Origin of the sequence: Paenibacillus sp. FSL R7-0652 (assembly GCF_038595045.1) — a bacterium.
Lineage (GTDB): Bacteria > Bacillota > Bacilli > Paenibacillales > Paenibacillaceae > Paenibacillus.
This window is the reverse complement of the sequence record NZ_CP152001.1, coordinates 4,371,304-4,386,592: the sequence shown is the minus strand read 5'-3', so window position 1 is coordinate 4,386,592 and position 15,289 is coordinate 4,371,304. Positions and strand designations below refer to the sequence as shown.

At 38.4% G+C, this 15,289-nt stretch carries 14 protein-coding genes; 10 read left to right on the top strand and 4 right to left on the bottom strand.

Features of this window, described 5'->3' with window-relative positions; genetic code table 11:
* Positions 1 to 318: 318 nt before the first annotated feature.
* Together MKY97_RS19285 and glsA are read left to right on the top strand one after the other, a co-directional pair.
* On the top strand, positions 319 to 801 hold the full coding sequence (locus MKY97_RS19285) for a GNAT family N-acetyltransferase (RefSeq protein WP_342551918.1): 483 nt from the start codon (positions 319 to 321) through the stop codon (positions 799 to 801).
* 196 nt (positions 802 to 997) lie between these two features.
* On the top strand, positions 998 to 1,939 hold the full coding sequence (gene glsA / locus MKY97_RS19280) for a glutaminase A (RefSeq protein WP_342551917.1): 942 nt from the start codon (positions 998 to 1,000) through the stop codon (positions 1,937 to 1,939).
* 294 nt (positions 1,940 to 2,233) lie between these two features.
* Here glsA and MKY97_RS19275 read toward each other — a convergent pair whose 3' ends face one another.
* Both MKY97_RS19275 and MKY97_RS19270 read right to left on the bottom strand, forming a co-directional pair.
* The gene (locus MKY97_RS19275; protein WP_342551916.1) at positions 2,234 to 2,587 is read right to left on the bottom strand and encodes a YolD-like family protein; all 354 of its coding nucleotides are present in this window, start codon (positions 2,585 to 2,587) and stop codon (positions 2,234 to 2,236) included.
* Positions 2,584 to 2,997, bottom strand: coding sequence for a hypothetical protein (locus MKY97_RS19270; protein WP_342556392.1), 414 nt, complete (start codon positions 2,995 to 2,997; stop codon positions 2,584 to 2,586). The genes MKY97_RS19275 and MKY97_RS19270 overlap by 4 nt, the downstream gene beginning before the upstream one ends.
* 197 nt (positions 2,998 to 3,194) lie before the next feature.
* On the opposite strand from MKY97_RS19270, the gene MKY97_RS19265 reads away from it, so the two are divergent.
* The 8 genes from MKY97_RS19265 to MKY97_RS19230 all read left to right on the top strand — a co-directional run bounded on the left by MKY97_RS19265 (position 3,195) and on the right by MKY97_RS19230 (position 13,555).
* Positions 3,195 to 4,454 carry a hypothetical protein gene (locus MKY97_RS19265; protein WP_342551915.1) on the top strand — a complete coding sequence of 420 codons (1,260 nt, stop codon included), beginning with the start codon at positions 3,195 to 3,197 and terminating at the stop codon, positions 4,452 to 4,454.
* Positions 4,455 to 4,472: 18 nt separating this feature from the next.
* On the top strand, positions 4,473 to 6,977 hold the full coding sequence (locus MKY97_RS19260) for a helix-turn-helix domain-containing protein (protein WP_342551914.1): 2,505 nt from the start codon (positions 4,473 to 4,475) through the stop codon (positions 6,975 to 6,977).
* Positions 6,970 to 8,601 carry a tyrosine-type recombinase/integrase gene (locus MKY97_RS19255; protein WP_342551913.1) on the top strand — a complete coding sequence of 544 codons (1,632 nt, stop codon included), beginning with the start codon at positions 6,970 to 6,972 and terminating at the stop codon, positions 8,599 to 8,601. Before MKY97_RS19260 ends, MKY97_RS19255 begins: the two co-directional genes overlap by 8 nt.
* Complete coding sequence (locus tag MKY97_RS19250; protein WP_342551912.1) at positions 8,598 to 9,188, top strand: hypothetical protein; 591 nt, start codon at positions 8,598 to 8,600, stop codon at positions 9,186 to 9,188. The genes MKY97_RS19255 and MKY97_RS19250 overlap by 4 nt, the downstream gene beginning before the upstream one ends.
* Before the next feature lie 295 nt (positions 9,189 to 9,483).
* Positions 9,484 to 9,954 carry a DUF4145 domain-containing protein gene (locus MKY97_RS19245; protein WP_342551911.1) on the top strand — a complete coding sequence of 157 codons (471 nt, stop codon included), beginning with the start codon at positions 9,484 to 9,486 and terminating at the stop codon, positions 9,952 to 9,954.
* A gap of 1,669 nt (positions 9,955 to 11,623) precedes the next feature.
* Complete coding sequence (locus MKY97_RS19240) at positions 11,624 to 12,841, top strand: DNA polymerase IV (RefSeq protein WP_342556391.1); 1,218 nt, start codon at positions 11,624 to 11,626, stop codon at positions 12,839 to 12,841.
* Complete coding sequence (locus tag MKY97_RS19235; RefSeq protein WP_342551910.1) at positions 12,838 to 13,185, top strand: YolD-like family protein; 348 nt, start codon at positions 12,838 to 12,840, stop codon at positions 13,183 to 13,185. The genes MKY97_RS19240 and MKY97_RS19235 overlap by 4 nt, the downstream gene beginning before the upstream one ends.
* 1 nt (position 13,186) lies before the next feature.
* The gene (locus MKY97_RS19230; RefSeq protein ID WP_342551909.1) at positions 13,187 to 13,555 is read left to right on the top strand and encodes a hypothetical protein; all 369 of its coding nucleotides are present in this window, start codon (positions 13,187 to 13,189) and stop codon (positions 13,553 to 13,555) included.
* 617 nt (positions 13,556 to 14,172) lie between these two features.
* Here MKY97_RS19230 and MKY97_RS19225 read toward each other — a convergent pair.
* On the bottom strand, positions 14,173 to 14,472 hold the full coding sequence (locus MKY97_RS19225; RefSeq protein WP_342551908.1) for a hypothetical protein: 300 nt from the start codon (positions 14,470 to 14,472) through the stop codon (positions 14,173 to 14,175).
* Positions 14,469 to 14,957, bottom strand: a complete 489-nt coding sequence (locus MKY97_RS19220; protein ID WP_342551907.1) for a hypothetical protein — start codon at positions 14,955 to 14,957, stop codon at positions 14,469 to 14,471. The genes MKY97_RS19225 and MKY97_RS19220 overlap by 4 nt, the downstream gene beginning before the upstream one ends.
* Between the last annotated feature and the right edge of the window lie 332 nt (positions 14,958 to 15,289).

Genomic DNA, 15,289 nt, shown 5'->3' with positions numbered 1-15,289 from the left:
TCTTCATACTATAAAATAGTTGACAGGCAAGCGGTCTCCAGGCGAGACCGTTTTTGCTTTTTTTTGTGTACCAGCTTAGAGCAGCACTTCAATCTCTTCTTCTGTGTGAATGGCCCTACTCAGTCCTACTCAGTCCTACTCAGGCATATGCGGCTGCAAATACTTATGTAAAGGCGCTGATGTGCATTGTATGTTCAGCTTCTGTTATACTCTAGGTGAATCGGAGACGATGCTGTACTCTGACGACAGCTGTATTGGATGGATGAATGATCTGCGTCACGACCACATACCATTGATGTATTCCAAGGAGGCCTATTCATGAACTTTGTAAAATACACCGAACCAGACTTTGAGCACTATTATGCACTTGTTTCGAATGCGGAAGTCATGAAGCAGATTACAGAGCGCGCGATCCCTGAAGAAGAAGCCAAAACACAGTTTGATGCCATGCTGGATTTCAACCTTCGTTCCCTGTGCGGACATTATCGGGTCACTTCGCAAGAAGGTGCGGGTACAGCTTATGCCAAACTGATTCCAGATGAAGATAATCCGGGCCGGGCTGAGATTGGTTATATGATCCTGCCAGAATATTGGGGCAAAGGTCAGGGGACATCCATTGCTTCCCGACTGATTATCCAGGCTCAGGCCGCCGGCATTGAGGTCCTTTATGCTGTTATTGATCCATCTAATGCGGCCTCCCGGCAGATTTTGCTTAGACAGAACTTCGAATCCACGTGGACGGGAGACTATGATGGGCTGCCCGGTGAGATTCTGGAGCTGAATTTGCGTGTGAAGCGCTAAAAGCTGTGGAAACTGTGGAAGGAACGAATCGAATGGCAGCATGACTTTACGGATCAATGTGTAACTTTCCGGATGAGAGGGTAATGCACAAGAAAGGTATCAAACATCCTGTATGAGATACGAACGCTGTTTTTTCGCTGCAGCGCTGGTTCCTCGTGCAGGATGCTTCTATAGATCTAAGTAGAGGAGATGACATATGAGTGAATCAACGATGGATCGATTGAATGCTCTGCTGCCGGAATGGCTGGAGACCAGCCGCCTGCATACAGGACAGGGCAAGGTCGCTTCTTATATTCCGGAGCTGGTCAAAGCATCGCAGGATGAACTAGGTATACATATTATGGATGCAGAAGGAAACTATGTGTCCGCCGGCGATTGCGGTGTTCCTTTTACGATGCAGAGTATCTCCAAAGTGTTCACACTGATTCTGGCCCTGATGGATCATGGGGAAGAAGCCGTCTTCTTTAATGTAGGAAAAGAACCCACAGGCGATGATTATGACTCCATGATCAAGCTTGAACTGGTTGAACCGGGTATCCCGTTTAACCCCCTCATTAATGCGGGAGCAATAACCGTATCCTCCCTCGTTGGCGGTGACTGTAAGGAAGAGAAGTCTCGCCGTATTCTCGAATTTTTCCGCAAGCTGTCTCACAATGAACAGCTGGGCTACAACGAAGAGGTTTTTCGCTCCGAATCCGAAAGCGGTCACCTGAACCGCTCACTCGCTTATTTTCTCAAACATAACGGTGTAATCAAGGATGAAGTGGAAGATGTACTTGCAGTTTATTTTCGCCACTGCTCTATTGAAGTGACCTGTGCGGACTTGGCCCGCATGGCACTTGTTCTCGCTTACGACGGGACCGACCCGATTACGGGGAACGAACTTATTCCCCGCCGCTATGTGCAGATTGCCAAAACCTTTATGACCACTTGCGGGATGTACAATGCTTCTGGTGAATTTGCCATCGAGGTGGGACTTCCTGCCAAAAGCGGTGTTTCCGGCGGCATTTTGACGTTAGTCCCGGGACAATTTGGTATTGGCGTGGTCGGACCGGCACTCAATCGCAAAGGCAACAGCATTGCAGGTGTGCATCTGCTGGAGCGTCTATCCAAAGAGTTTGACTGGAGTTTCTTCTGATTTGAGGACCGGCGATCCCCAGATTTGTTGGATTTCTTTCTTCTAATGAAAATAAATAAGCGAACCAAACAATTACCCTTACACGCAGTGGACGAATCAGATTACGGGCATTTTGCTTCTTTCGAACGAAGCAGGGCACGAAAATCGCTTTGTCCGCTGCTTTTTTGTTTCCATATAGATTGTAGGGATTCAGTCCTGCACAGCTTGAACCCGCTGCGTCTATCATGGAGTTTTCGCAATATCTGTATGTGAAGAAATGCTCATTTTGCTGCATGACTCACGCATTTATTCACTTCATTCATCCATCCATTCACCTGCTGGTGCTGCACCCGTGATCAGATTCATCGGAAGATCCCGAACTCCGTCTGCTGTCAGCAGCCTGAGTGTACGGGAAGGCAGGTCCAGTCTGAGCACACGTCCGGTATAAGCAGTGTCGTCATGTTCGTGGAACAGCGTGATGGTAACTCGGTCACCGAGCACCATGGAGCTGCTCAGCAAACGGGATATTTCTTCCGCAGCCTGAGCATCGAGAGATGGACGGGCGCGGGGAGCGAGCTGCTCCTGATGAAGAATATAAGCTTCCCGATGTTCGGGGAGCATCATACGTGAGGACTCGAAGAGTCCGTTTTGCTGCAATTTTTTACTCATTTATAGTGACCTCCAATTTTGTGAGAACGGTCTTGAGCCTGCGCGGATGAACATAACGAGGATGCACGCATGATGGCCGTGTCTCCGAACTTGCGTTTGATATCATCCGTAGCTCGTTCCAATTCTCTTTTACGTTCGCGGTCGTCAAACCAGGACAGCTGTACTTCCGAATCGGGTACAAGTCCGCTCAATGACACATGGATGCGGCGAATGGGTAATCCGTCCCAATGGCGCAGAAACAGAGCCGCTGCCGCATCATACACTTCATCCGTAATGTTGGTGGGTTCATTCACCTTCATCTGACGGGAGAAACCGGTCGGCCTATCGTAATCCTGCCCGCGGCACCCCACGGAGACGACATGCCCCATGAGTGATTTGTCACGGGAACGCCGGCTGACCAGCTCCGCCAGCTCCAGGAGTATCTATAGAACTATGAGCATAATGTAATATGAGCATTAATAAATAGATTTATAAGGATCACATATAACGATTATCTTCTTATAGCAACAATAACGGCTTAACATAATAGAGAGAATATGGTAATCTACAATAGGTATAATAGTAATTTGTGAGAAAAATTAGGAATTCTGAATCAGAAGGAGTTCAAATGAATCATAAAAATTCAATTGTGCCCTATTTAAGAAAGATTGATGATTTGCGTTTTGCTGTAGAAAGTGTAGGAATTGAGTTATGGAAAAGACATCGAGATATTAAACCAGTCATAAATAAACATGCTGTAATCGTTTTGAAAAATAAAAATAATGGGAGACTAAGTGTCCATCCATTTACAGAGTTTATTTTTCATTATTGGAAATATAGAGCTTACAATTCTCAAAGGCTTCATGCAAATTACCTGTGTTCCTTTTTAAATTACATCCTTATTGATTGTCGAAAAAAATATAGACTTTCTTCTTTAGAAGAACTTCGTTTTTCTCATGGTACTGCTTTCTTAAACGAATTAACGAGAAAAGAGAAGTCTAGAATGACGCTTAGAAAAGCGGAAAGAACCTTGACTTTATTTTATGAGTTCTTAGCGAAGAAAAAACTGTTATTACATATTGATGATAATGTATTTGTAAAGAAAGCTTTATATGGGAAACCAAATCAAAATTATACGGTTTCACCGTTTAAGGGGGTAATTTTACCAAGGTTCAAACGAGACCATTTATCACACGATTTACCGGAACAGTACGTATTACCTTTTATCGAACTTGCTGTGAAAATTGCTAATCCAATTGCTTTAGGAGTTTACATGCAGTGTTTTGGAGGGATTAGACAAGGAGAGCTTGTAAACATCAAAAAATCCGATGTAACTTCTATAGGATCTTATGGCGAATTTGGATTAATAGTTGACCTTCAACAAAATTACATGAGAACAGACATTAAAGATAATGCTGGGTCAAGTGGTGTCAAGAAACCAAGAAGCCAAAGTCTTTATCCAATTCAAGATTGGCTGAAGCAATTGTATCAATTTCATATTGGAAATTATAAAGCTGTAGATGGATCTGATGCGTTGTTTGTAAACCGGGATGGTAAGGCCATGTCAGGACAAAGTTATAGGGCTTACTTCACTAAATTGAAAAAAGAATTTTTGAAGCAACTTAGAGAATCATCAAACCCAGATGACATGATTTATGGAGTCAAACTGGAGGAATATAAATGGTCAACTCATATAGGTAGAGGCATATTCACAAACCTTCTAGCGGAAGTTGCTGAAAATCCATATGATATCGCATTGCCAAGAGGAGATTCCAATCTTGCATCATCACTTGTTTATTTAGGAAACACAGAACGAATGAAAAAAAAATTGGAGAGCCGAATGGAGAACCTGTACAAAGATTATTTACCAAATTTAAAGAAAAATTAAGAAATTTGGAGAGGGAAAATGACTTATTTAAATCTTAGTGAGGTCATGGAGATTATAGGGAAGAGCTATAAGACTGTAAATACCTTAGTTAAAAACAATGCTTTTCCTGGGGCAATAAAACGTGGTCGTTCGTGGCAAATTCCTTTGTTATCTGTAGAAAATTACAAGTTGTCTTTAAATAAAATTCCAGATGGTTATTTAACGCTTGAAGAAATTGCTGAACGACTTGAACTTACAAGATTATGGGTTAGTAGACTTGCAGTAAGAGGAATTTTCAATGGTGCAAAAAAACATAGGGGTACTTGGATAGTTCCCTCCGATTCATTAGTCCAATATGTAAACAGACTCGCTTCACCCGAAGGTTTTCTTTCTATTCCAGAAGCAGCTGATTATTTATCTGTAAGCTATTCATGGATTGTAAAGTTGATATTAAAAAATGTTTTATCTGAAATCGAAGTCATAAATGGCGTTCGTTATATTAGAAAGGAATGCGCTGAAAATTATCTGAAATCAATTTTACCACCTGAGGGATATATGACCATTTCTCAAGCTGCAGAGTATCTTTCCGTAAGTAAAGAGGTTGCTACAGCATTGGCACAAAACGGGGGTTTCTTAGGTGCCAAAAAACAGAAGATTGCTTATCATCAAGCGGGTTGGATTATTCCTATCGAGGCGTTAATTCAATTTAATGAGTTGAAACGTAATCATGTATATGCCTCTGATATCGCTAAAGAACTGGGGGTTTCAGTAAAGTGGATTTCTAAACAAATTCGAGAAGGAGTGATACCAAAAGGAAAAAAAAATCGTACAGATTGGATAGTTCCTATAGAGGAATCCATTAAATTTATTAATAGTAAACGTAAAATAATACAAGAAATGAAAGAACTATCTTCACCGATCAAACTTTTTGAGTATAAGGTGTCTAAAATGGAATTGCCCGATAAGCTACGGGAAACTGTGAATCTCTATCGTGAGTTTGTAATATTAAAAATAAATAGTAGCCAAGCAAGCAAAAAAACAATCCATAATAGGGCTTTAGAATATGCCAAAACATTAGAGCGACTACTTAAGCTACTGGAAACCGAAGTGTTCTTATTAGATGTAGATCAGTTAGAAGATATTCTGCAAAATCCTGCGATGAAGATTTATGATTTAAGTACTCTTATTTACTTTTTGGAGTATTGTACAGGTAAAGGGCTCTGTTCATTTTCAAAAAAATATGCAGTGACTGCTCTGTCTGGAGAGCAAACAGAAGTGTATAGTCCAGAACAGTTTTTAGGTTATTATAATTATGTTAAAAATATTGATCTCCATGTACATCAAGCTATTCAGAGTAGGGATTATGCTGTGACATGGTTATATGTATTAATGCATGTAATTGATGCCTGGAGACCATCAGATATTGTTAAACTTCCAAATGTTACATTGGAGCTTTGTAGTATCACTACCTTCGATCAAATCAAGGTAAAGATGTCTATGGGTCAGGCACAGAAAATCATTAACCATCTTTATAAACGAATGGAGAGAATGTATATTAGCAAAACCGGCGCTCTTGGACATTTTTTAGTGAATCAGGACATGGTTATTCCGACAGCTACTGTTCTAGTAATCTCCGAAATCCATCGCAGAAATGCGAAAGATCAGCAGTTAATGAGGATTGGTCAAAGAAGGTTTATTCAATTTGAAAAGCACCCTCATTTTAGTTCATTTTTCAGTGAGCGTATGGATCTTTTAGATTTTAAAAGTAGAAAAATGAATAGAACGCTCCTAACATACTTCTTCTACAGCGTCGTTGAAAAAAATGAAAGTGCAAATATCGCTTATGAATTGGCTCAAAAACTTAGGGGGCATGTGGATTTAGATGTAACTGCAACCTACATTCAATCAATGAACAAAGATGGTTCTATACAACAAGTCAGTCTAAACTTGTTTAATCGGGGGCACTTTGGTTGGTTATATCAACATCTCATTACCCTTTCAATGCCAGAAGGAACTGTGCTAGATCTAGAGCAAGGCACCACATTAATTGAACAAATACGTAGTGAATTTAGTCCATTTCAAATGGAACAAATGGGTCATTTCTTAGCACAACAGCAGAATCATAAAAACTCTTTGGCTCTACGATTATCAAATCTAACGGAAAAAGAACTAAGCACTTTATTGCTGAAAATATATAAAGGAGAGATGCCTGCTAAGCTCCAACATGTGCAATGCGTAACCTATCCTAAATGTCAAAATCCAACGGCTACGACGTGCTTACATTGTGAAAACTCTATTCCGAAAGTTTACATTCTTATCTCTATTAATCATGAGCTTGAGCGATTAATCTCCTCTATTCAAAGTAGTAACTATCCAGCCATTCGTATTCGAGATAGTAAATTCTTGTTTCAAATTCTTGATCTCTTAAGTCAGGCGGTTCAACAATTTGGTAAGACATATGTTCAATCTTTTATTGATCTTGATAAGGTGAAGCAAAAAATACGTGTTATTCAAAATCAAATCAGTGAGGAATCCTATGAATAAAATATATACTCCATTACAGAGAAGGAAAATTATAGAGGAGTTAACGGAAAAACATATTTTAGAATCTATTGAATATATTAACTTTAATTTCAAGGAAATATATATTTACAAAGAAATGTTTCAAGAAATGAAGCACAATGGGATAGTGTCAGCAGGTGAGTTTGAGGAATATTTATGGAAATTTGAAGGAGAAGAACACGATTATTATTTAAAGTTTGATTGCGAAATTTATGGTGAAATTAATATGGTTCTAAAATGCTTCTCTTTACAAAAATTATTTAATGGTATTTTGATTGCAACGGTTCAGAAGAATGTGAGAACAATAAAAGAGGCTATGCGAATTACTAAAGGATTTCGAAAGAACAAACTTCTACATTTAGAAGATAAATTAAATCAATTCGGAGAAACTAAGAAGTTTAACATGGCCATCTCCATTAAAGAATTCCTTGTTTTTTACAATCTTCCTCATTCAGATGTTTATATTGAATTGTGTACAAGATTTAATACGAAAGTCTTCAATGTACGTGGTTTACCTAATTATCATGATATTCTAATTTTCGATTCTGTATTGAATGAACTTTTCAAAACTAATAGTTCATCCGAGAAAAAAATGCAGTATTATCCGCTTCTATTGTGGTGGAGGATTACCCGCATTATTCCTATGCGTCCAACCGAGTTTTATTCATTGCGAAGGGATTGCACAATGATAGACAATGAAGGTAGGTATTGGATGGTTTTACCACGAAAAAAGAATACATCGTTTCGTGTTAACAGCATTGAGATTACAGATACGATTCAAATAAATCAAGAAGTTTTTGATCTAATTGAGGAGTACAAAGAACTAACATCAGCTTATGCAAGTGAATCGCCCTATTTAAATTCTTATCAGGCGTATAGGAAGTTTGTTATAAAGAATACAAAGGGAAAAGAGCGGCTGAGAATAAAAAATGCTCAATTCAGCAATATAATAGATCGATTTTATGATGATTTCATTAAACCTAAATACGGCGATTTAGAAAAAATAAAGCCTGGGGACACCAGACATTTCGCCTTCTGCAATATGATGTTGCAAGGATTTAATATGTTAACCATTGCTCGTATGGGAGGACATCGCCAGGTAGAAACTCAATTACACTACCATAAGCATTTGGATCATTTCGCACAGTCTTTTGTCCATTATAATGCGCAAATGCACCGTTTAAAACGGAACAATGTACAGAGGCCGAATTGGAATGCTGGAACTCAGGCTGTTCTTGCCAAGAGTAAAATTTACCAAGTTAGTGATTTTCAAGAAATACATCGGGTTGAACATGGGTATTGTACGGATCACCCTACCCGATGTCAAGTGGGGGATTGTCGCTATTGCAAATTTTATTATTTTTCACCAGAAGTTGAGCAAAAGGGCTTAGCTTGGTTGAAGGATTGCTCAGATGTGTTGGAAAGGAGGTTAAATGAACAATTAGATCTTATACGATATGTTACAAAATCTATGCATTATGATTTTGAAATGTTAATCTATCAGCAAACGGGCCAAGAAAAGTTATCCGCATCTTCTAACGAACTGAGAAGATTGATGGATCAGAAGGCCGTGGTTGATTCTTATCTTCTGGAGGATGAATTGTGAAAAAGGGTGCACCACCAAAATATACGGATAAGCAATTAAGGGACAGCTTGCTAGAATTTATTACAAAAAATCCAGGGAAGAAAATCAATCCATCGATTTTGGAAAGAGAAACTGGAATAAATCGATTCATTTGGACAAGAAGAATGTCAGAACAGATAGCAAAGCTCAACCAAACTGACTTACCGGAGTCTACAACAATCGAAACGGGGTTACCATTACCCAATATCGTTAAACTTGTCGAGAACCATTGGAACAACAAGACGGGTCTCATTAACGCATTATCTCATTTTAATGAGATGTTAAATGCTCTGTATCAAAAGGCGAAGGCTCACGATTCCATTCAAAAGCAAAGTCAAGACTTAGCTTCGAATCTTTCTTTAAAAGAAGAGCAGATTAAAAGGCTTGAAAATGAAATAAAATTATTAAAGAAACAATACCTTGAAATTGCTGTTAAAAGCACATATAAATCGTTCCAAGAAGAAGAAGGACTTGAAAAAGTTATTTCTATTACAAAGAACAAAAGAACTGAAGCACGCGCTTTAAATACAGATATTGTAAAAATGTATCCCGAATTATTTAATGATTAATATTGAATAGTGTTTCAACTTATAACTTGGAGGATTTAAGGAATGAGTAAAATTATGTGGTATTTTTCTATCATAATTAAGTTTAGTTTGTTCCAGCGTCTTAAAAAGAAATTTCTAATGAGAACTACAGTTTGGAACATGATTCACATGAAAGGATGAGCGTAAATGGTCATTGATTGCTCGTATTGTGATGTTACAGTTGATGCATTGGAAAAGGGGGAAGTGTTCAGTCATGCTGAAGAAGTTCCTGAAGAAAAAATTCTCTTACTAGCGTGCCCAAGATGTGGAGAGGCGATTGTGGCTCGGCAGCGCTTGGTATATTTCAACAATAACATGGATTGGGGGAGATCAGTTAGAGTATGGCCTTCTCCGCAAAGAAAACTTTACTGAAAATTTACCTGCTTTAGTGTCTATTTCACTGGATGAGTCTGAAAAGTGCTTTATAGGAAAAGCTTATTTGGCTTGTGTTGTAATGTGTGGGAGAGTACTAGAAGCGATTTGCAAAGATAAGCAGGTAACGGGTAGAAATCTTGCCGATGGATTGAAGGAATTATTAGATACTCAGATTATTGACAACAGAATATTCGAATGGGGAGAAGCCTTACGTATACATAGAAACATGGGGGCTCATGCCACGGAGGTAGAGATAACGAAAGAAGATGCTCGAGATTTGCTCGACTTCTCAATAGCTATCTGCGACTACATCTATGTCTTGACTAGTAAATTTGAAGAATTTCAAGCTCGCAGGCAAAATAACAGTATATAATTTATCAAAATAGATAAAATATTTTCATAACTGCCACTGAACGCATCAATTCATTAAGTTTAAGCCTTCTTGATTGAGAAGCTGAGTTGTAGAGGGATAAGAACACACCATCTAATTGAAGTCGCTATTTTAGCGGCTTTTTATGTTATCGGACAGAACGCAGTGGAAACCACTTAGTGATCTTTTTCAGAGGGGATATCGCAATTGCTTATCAGCTCATCGTAGCTAAGAAAAAAAGTCCCCACGAACACGTTCGCAAACTCAACATCAAAAGACGAAGAAGCCTCCGGTCCGGTTCGGAGGCTTCTTTGCGCCGTGAAAGTCCGACTTGGAGCACAATTCAGTTGAAGGCAAGGGAGTATTGGATTTGGTGCGTAGGTAGGAAGAAACCCGGATATACCTCTCATCAGATGGGAAGGTATACGGTTTAATACGCGTGGGACATAATTATGTATTAAATTTTTGGAGGGAACTTCTTGGAACTGCTGTATGCATGTAAGACAAAAGAGATCTGCTTTGGAAACTCTCGCATGCTATAGTAACGGTGAAACAATTTCACACGAAGTTATGAGAGTTTTTGCTTCCGATGTCCTTGAAATGCACATTACAATCTCTGAAGAAATGGCAGGATTAGAAGATGTATACGATGCACTGTTCTATGTCAAACATGTGGATGGGAAAGGGAACACATCTGAACTTCAGTCTGATCAGGAGGATTTCTCAATAGATAATATACTTGTCTATTTTCCACCAGTTTTACAGACCTGTGTCAGGAATCCAGGTTTTTTTCGAATTCATTGGATGTTAAGCATAAAAGTTTATCAATCTCTCGGCCATTTAAACCCTAATTGGAATCTCAGTCAAGTATTGCTCTGACATCATAGTATGACGATTATTAATTTCGTAAACTTCGAAAGACTCTCCTAAAAGGGAAAAATCATTCTCTTCGGCATACTTAACAACTTCCATAACTCTTTCATAACTTTGTTCATAGCTACCACGACAATGGAGTGATAAATAATCCCCAGCAGGAAGAAAAGAATCAAATTCTAAGGTATCAGCAAACTTGGAATCAAAAATAAAAAAGACAGAATGGAAGACACCTTAAATTCCAAGGTTCACCTCGTTTAAATTTCGATATTAGTCTTGCAAAATACATTAATCAGATCGATGGGGAGATACTCAAAGTTCAGCCACTTCCAATACAAGCGTTCAAATGCACCTTATGTAACACGACATACAACATTAATGGAAACCAGTTTGTTTCTCGTAGTACATATTCAAATTGGCAGCAAGTCTGGTGGCATCAATGCCCTCATTGTTTTTTCAACTTATGAGACTGATGAAGAATTTAATATTGACTAGTATCAGGAATACGACCGCTGTTCATGAGGCGGTAGTTTTGGTACCACCAAGACTACGATTGACCGATTAAAATACAATACTTGCATTTACATTTTTACAGAATGAAAACTCTGGTTCAGATGGGAGTTCAAATGATGGAGAAGCTGGCATGACTTAGTATGATTTGAATCCATGACTTCTTCGTATGCCTAATATAAATATTTACCTCTTGCATAAAGAACATATGTTCTGTTTATAATATATACAAATATACGTTCTTAAATGTACAGGAGTGATTTCAGTGTTAACTAAGCAACGAACCATTATGCTCATCGATATGCAGTCGTTTTATGCTTCAGTCGAAAAGGCAAAAATGCCTCAATACAAAAATAGACCACTCGCCGTCGCAGGCGATCCAGCAAGACGTTCTGGAATTATTCTTGCCGCTTGTCCATTAGCCAAAGCTAAGGGTGTATCAACCGCGGAACCACTCTGGCAGTCCCTTCAGAAGTGCCCTGAACTGATCCTTGTGAGACCACACATGCAATTATACATCGAAGTCTCCACTCAAATCATGTCCATTATTGAGGAGTTCACCGATCTCGTTGAACCGTACAGTATAGACGAATTATTCGCTGATTTTACTGGGTCTATGCATCTATTTGGTAATGATCCAATCGATTTAGCCAAGCAAATTCAAGCCAAAATCTATAATGAAACAGGCGTATACGCGAGAGCTGGCATTGGTGAAAACAAAATCATAAGTAAATTGTGCTGCGATATGATTGCTAAAAAAGCAGAGGGTGGCATTTTCCACTTAAAGAAAGAGGAATTGCACCTCCACATTGGAGATAAGCCCATTCGCGATATGTGGGGGATTGGCTCAAGAATGGAAAAACATCTGTGGAAGATGGGCATCCGAACCATTAGAGACCTGGCGAGTACGCCTCTTTCCAAATTAAGAAGTAAGTGGGGTGTTAATGGAGAAGTCATCTGGCGAGTTGCAAATGGACTCGACAATTCGCCGGTAACCGTCAACACGCACAGTACACAAAAAGATATCGCAAACGGAATGACCCTGCATAGAGATTTCACAGAGGCTTGTGAGGTCGAAGTGGTTATTCTCGATATCTGCACAGAAGTATGCAGAAGAGCCCGCAAAAAGGGACTGATGGGTAGTGTCGTATCCGTAAGTGTGTCTGGAGCGGATTTTGACCACCCCACTGGTTTTCACAGGCAGATTAAACTGTCTGATCCTACAAATATAACCGTTGATATATGCAAGATAGCCAAACGCATATTCCATCAACACTGGGATGGGCAACCTGTACGCCGTGTAGGCGTATCCCTGTCTCAATTATCCAATGCGGATACATATCAACTATCGTTTTTTGATGATCAAGAGCAGAAACGAGCCATTGATCAGGTGATGGACGACATTAAGGATCGATTTGGCGACATTGCCATCCTACGAGCGAGCTCCATTACGGCTGCTGGCCAAGCGATAGATCGAGCATCTAAAATTGGGGGTCATTATAAATGAGCAAAAAACTGGAGGCCAATGGATTATGGGAATCGAGCCGAATGATGCTTCCTCAACATAAAGAACGGATTATACAGCATCGTACTCAAGTTCATTATCAAACGAAACCGCTGATCCATGAAGATGAGTGGGATATTATTGCTCAACATATAGATATGTCGCTCACTTATACATTGCAAGCCACCTTTGAAGTGTTTCATGAGTGGGGCAATCGGTATATACACGGGATCGTCACTTCAGTCAGTACCTTTGGAAAGAAAATCAAAATTGAAATGGAGAATGGATTTGAATGGGTTGATTTTGATCAATTGGTCACTGTAAAACTTGAAGAAGGAGGCGTATAAAGTGCAACAGACTTCTGAGGAACTTTCACTCGTGAAGAGGGTGGTAGAGCTCCCTTATCTTTTAGATGCTCTGGAGGTAGATAAGCATAAAATATACGCTTCAAACTTCAAAATGAAATCTGTGTATGTTGACTACTTGGACGGTACTCAAAAGAAAATTGCTGTAGAGATGTACAAATCAAAACAAAGTTTAAAGCAACATCATATTAAAATCATAGATGAAAAGAGATCTGAGCTGAGTTTAACGGTAGATTATTCGGTAAGGGGTTACCTTCATAAAATGACACTATTGTGGAGCAAAGTGAAAGTGGATGTAACCCTAATGCTTACTGAACATATGAGCGTTGATATTACTGAATTGCCCACATGAAATGATAAAATACAAAGGAAATGATAATGAACACTAGGAAAAAGCTTGATACATCAGGCTTATTCTTTATTCTTTTTCTTTGTTAATGATAAAGAGCGAGTTAAATTTCCTGAATTGTTGATAAGCAGCAATATATGATAAGTACATCTTATGCAGATTTAACTAACGGTCGGAAGTTGCAGCTGGTGATATGTGCAGACAGATGATTGATTTCGTCTTTGAGAAACTGACTAGCTGATACTAATCAAGAAGTAAAAACAAAAAAAGCCTATTTTTGTTTTTACTTCTTTAAATTATTTCATGGGAACGATGTGTGTGTGATTATTTAGGGTCGGGATCTCTAGATCATTGTAAAAGAAACTATAACTACGTTTGCTTTGAAGATTACGTAGTAGTTCGTAGCTCAAACCCCATTTATTGATTATTAAAAATTCATTTTTGGCATCTTGACTAAAATTTTCCCAAAGCTTTGCACTTATAAAGTAATTTTCGCAATACATTGGGATAATGTTATTAACAAATATAGTTAGATGTTCTTCGTCTAACAATGCCAACTGAGCCTTGAGCGGTTGGAAATAATGAGACTCTGATTTAAGCCAGCTAATAAGAATAAACGTTTAACCATTTTCGGAGCAGACGGTCAGCATTATCTTTTTAGGTTCTTCTTTGTGAGAAAGCTGCTCTCCAAAAATATCAAAAGGTAAAGTGAAACAGGAAGATATAGCAACGTCTGCTTTTTTGTGAAGTGTGAATTTAACAGTTTCTAATTTTTTAAAATCAGATGTAAGTAGCATTTGATCAAATAAATCTTTATACACTTGAAAGGACTTTCTTATGTACTTTTTCTCCATGACTTTCTGGTAAAACAAAGGAGTTTTTACCACTAAGGGTTTTTTCCTAGCTGCAATAACATTCATATAATACATTTCCTGGGAAGTGAAAAGTCCTTGAGATAATGCTCTGTAGGCAAATAAAAAAAACTGCTCAGGGGTTGAGAAAATTTCATTCTTTCTCTCAATATTAAAAAAAACATCTCGATCATGTTTTGAACAGAATCCATGAAATGTGGATGCATCCTTACTAATCCCTTATCTTCTAGATTAATATATGCAACTTTAGTTTTTAAGTTCATATCTACTTGGAATACATGTCCATTTGAAGATAATTTATCTAAGAATCTATTTTCTTGTATTGAGTGTGATGAAATTGCTCTTTCTTCACAACCCGGATATAGACATATATAATTATGATTTTTTTTCGCATTTGTTAATACTTTTTCCATTTCGCGATATTCATAAGTTTGAAATGTAATTACTTTCTCATCGGTCTTCTTTACATTCCCACAGCAAAACTTAAATTTCTTCCCTGATTCACAGAAACATTCTTCATACGGTTTAAACATGCAGACTCCTCCTGAATTATATTTTCGAGCAGAGATATGCTAATCTTACAAATTTAAAATAGTAAACGAACCAAGTGGGTATTCAAAGTAACGCACTGTAGCAATTATATATGAATTTAGAATATCAATAAATCATAGTAAATGATCAACGAGAAAAATATAAACCGAATTTTTAGGGAAACGTAAGATGGGGTAAAGATCATGTTTCACATCCCATTTGAGACTATGCTTTCTTCCATTAAGCTAAATGAGCATGGACCGAATCATACATAATGGATGAAGAGTGCTGTGAACGATTCATGTACGCGTCAAACGGAGCTATGCACTCTATC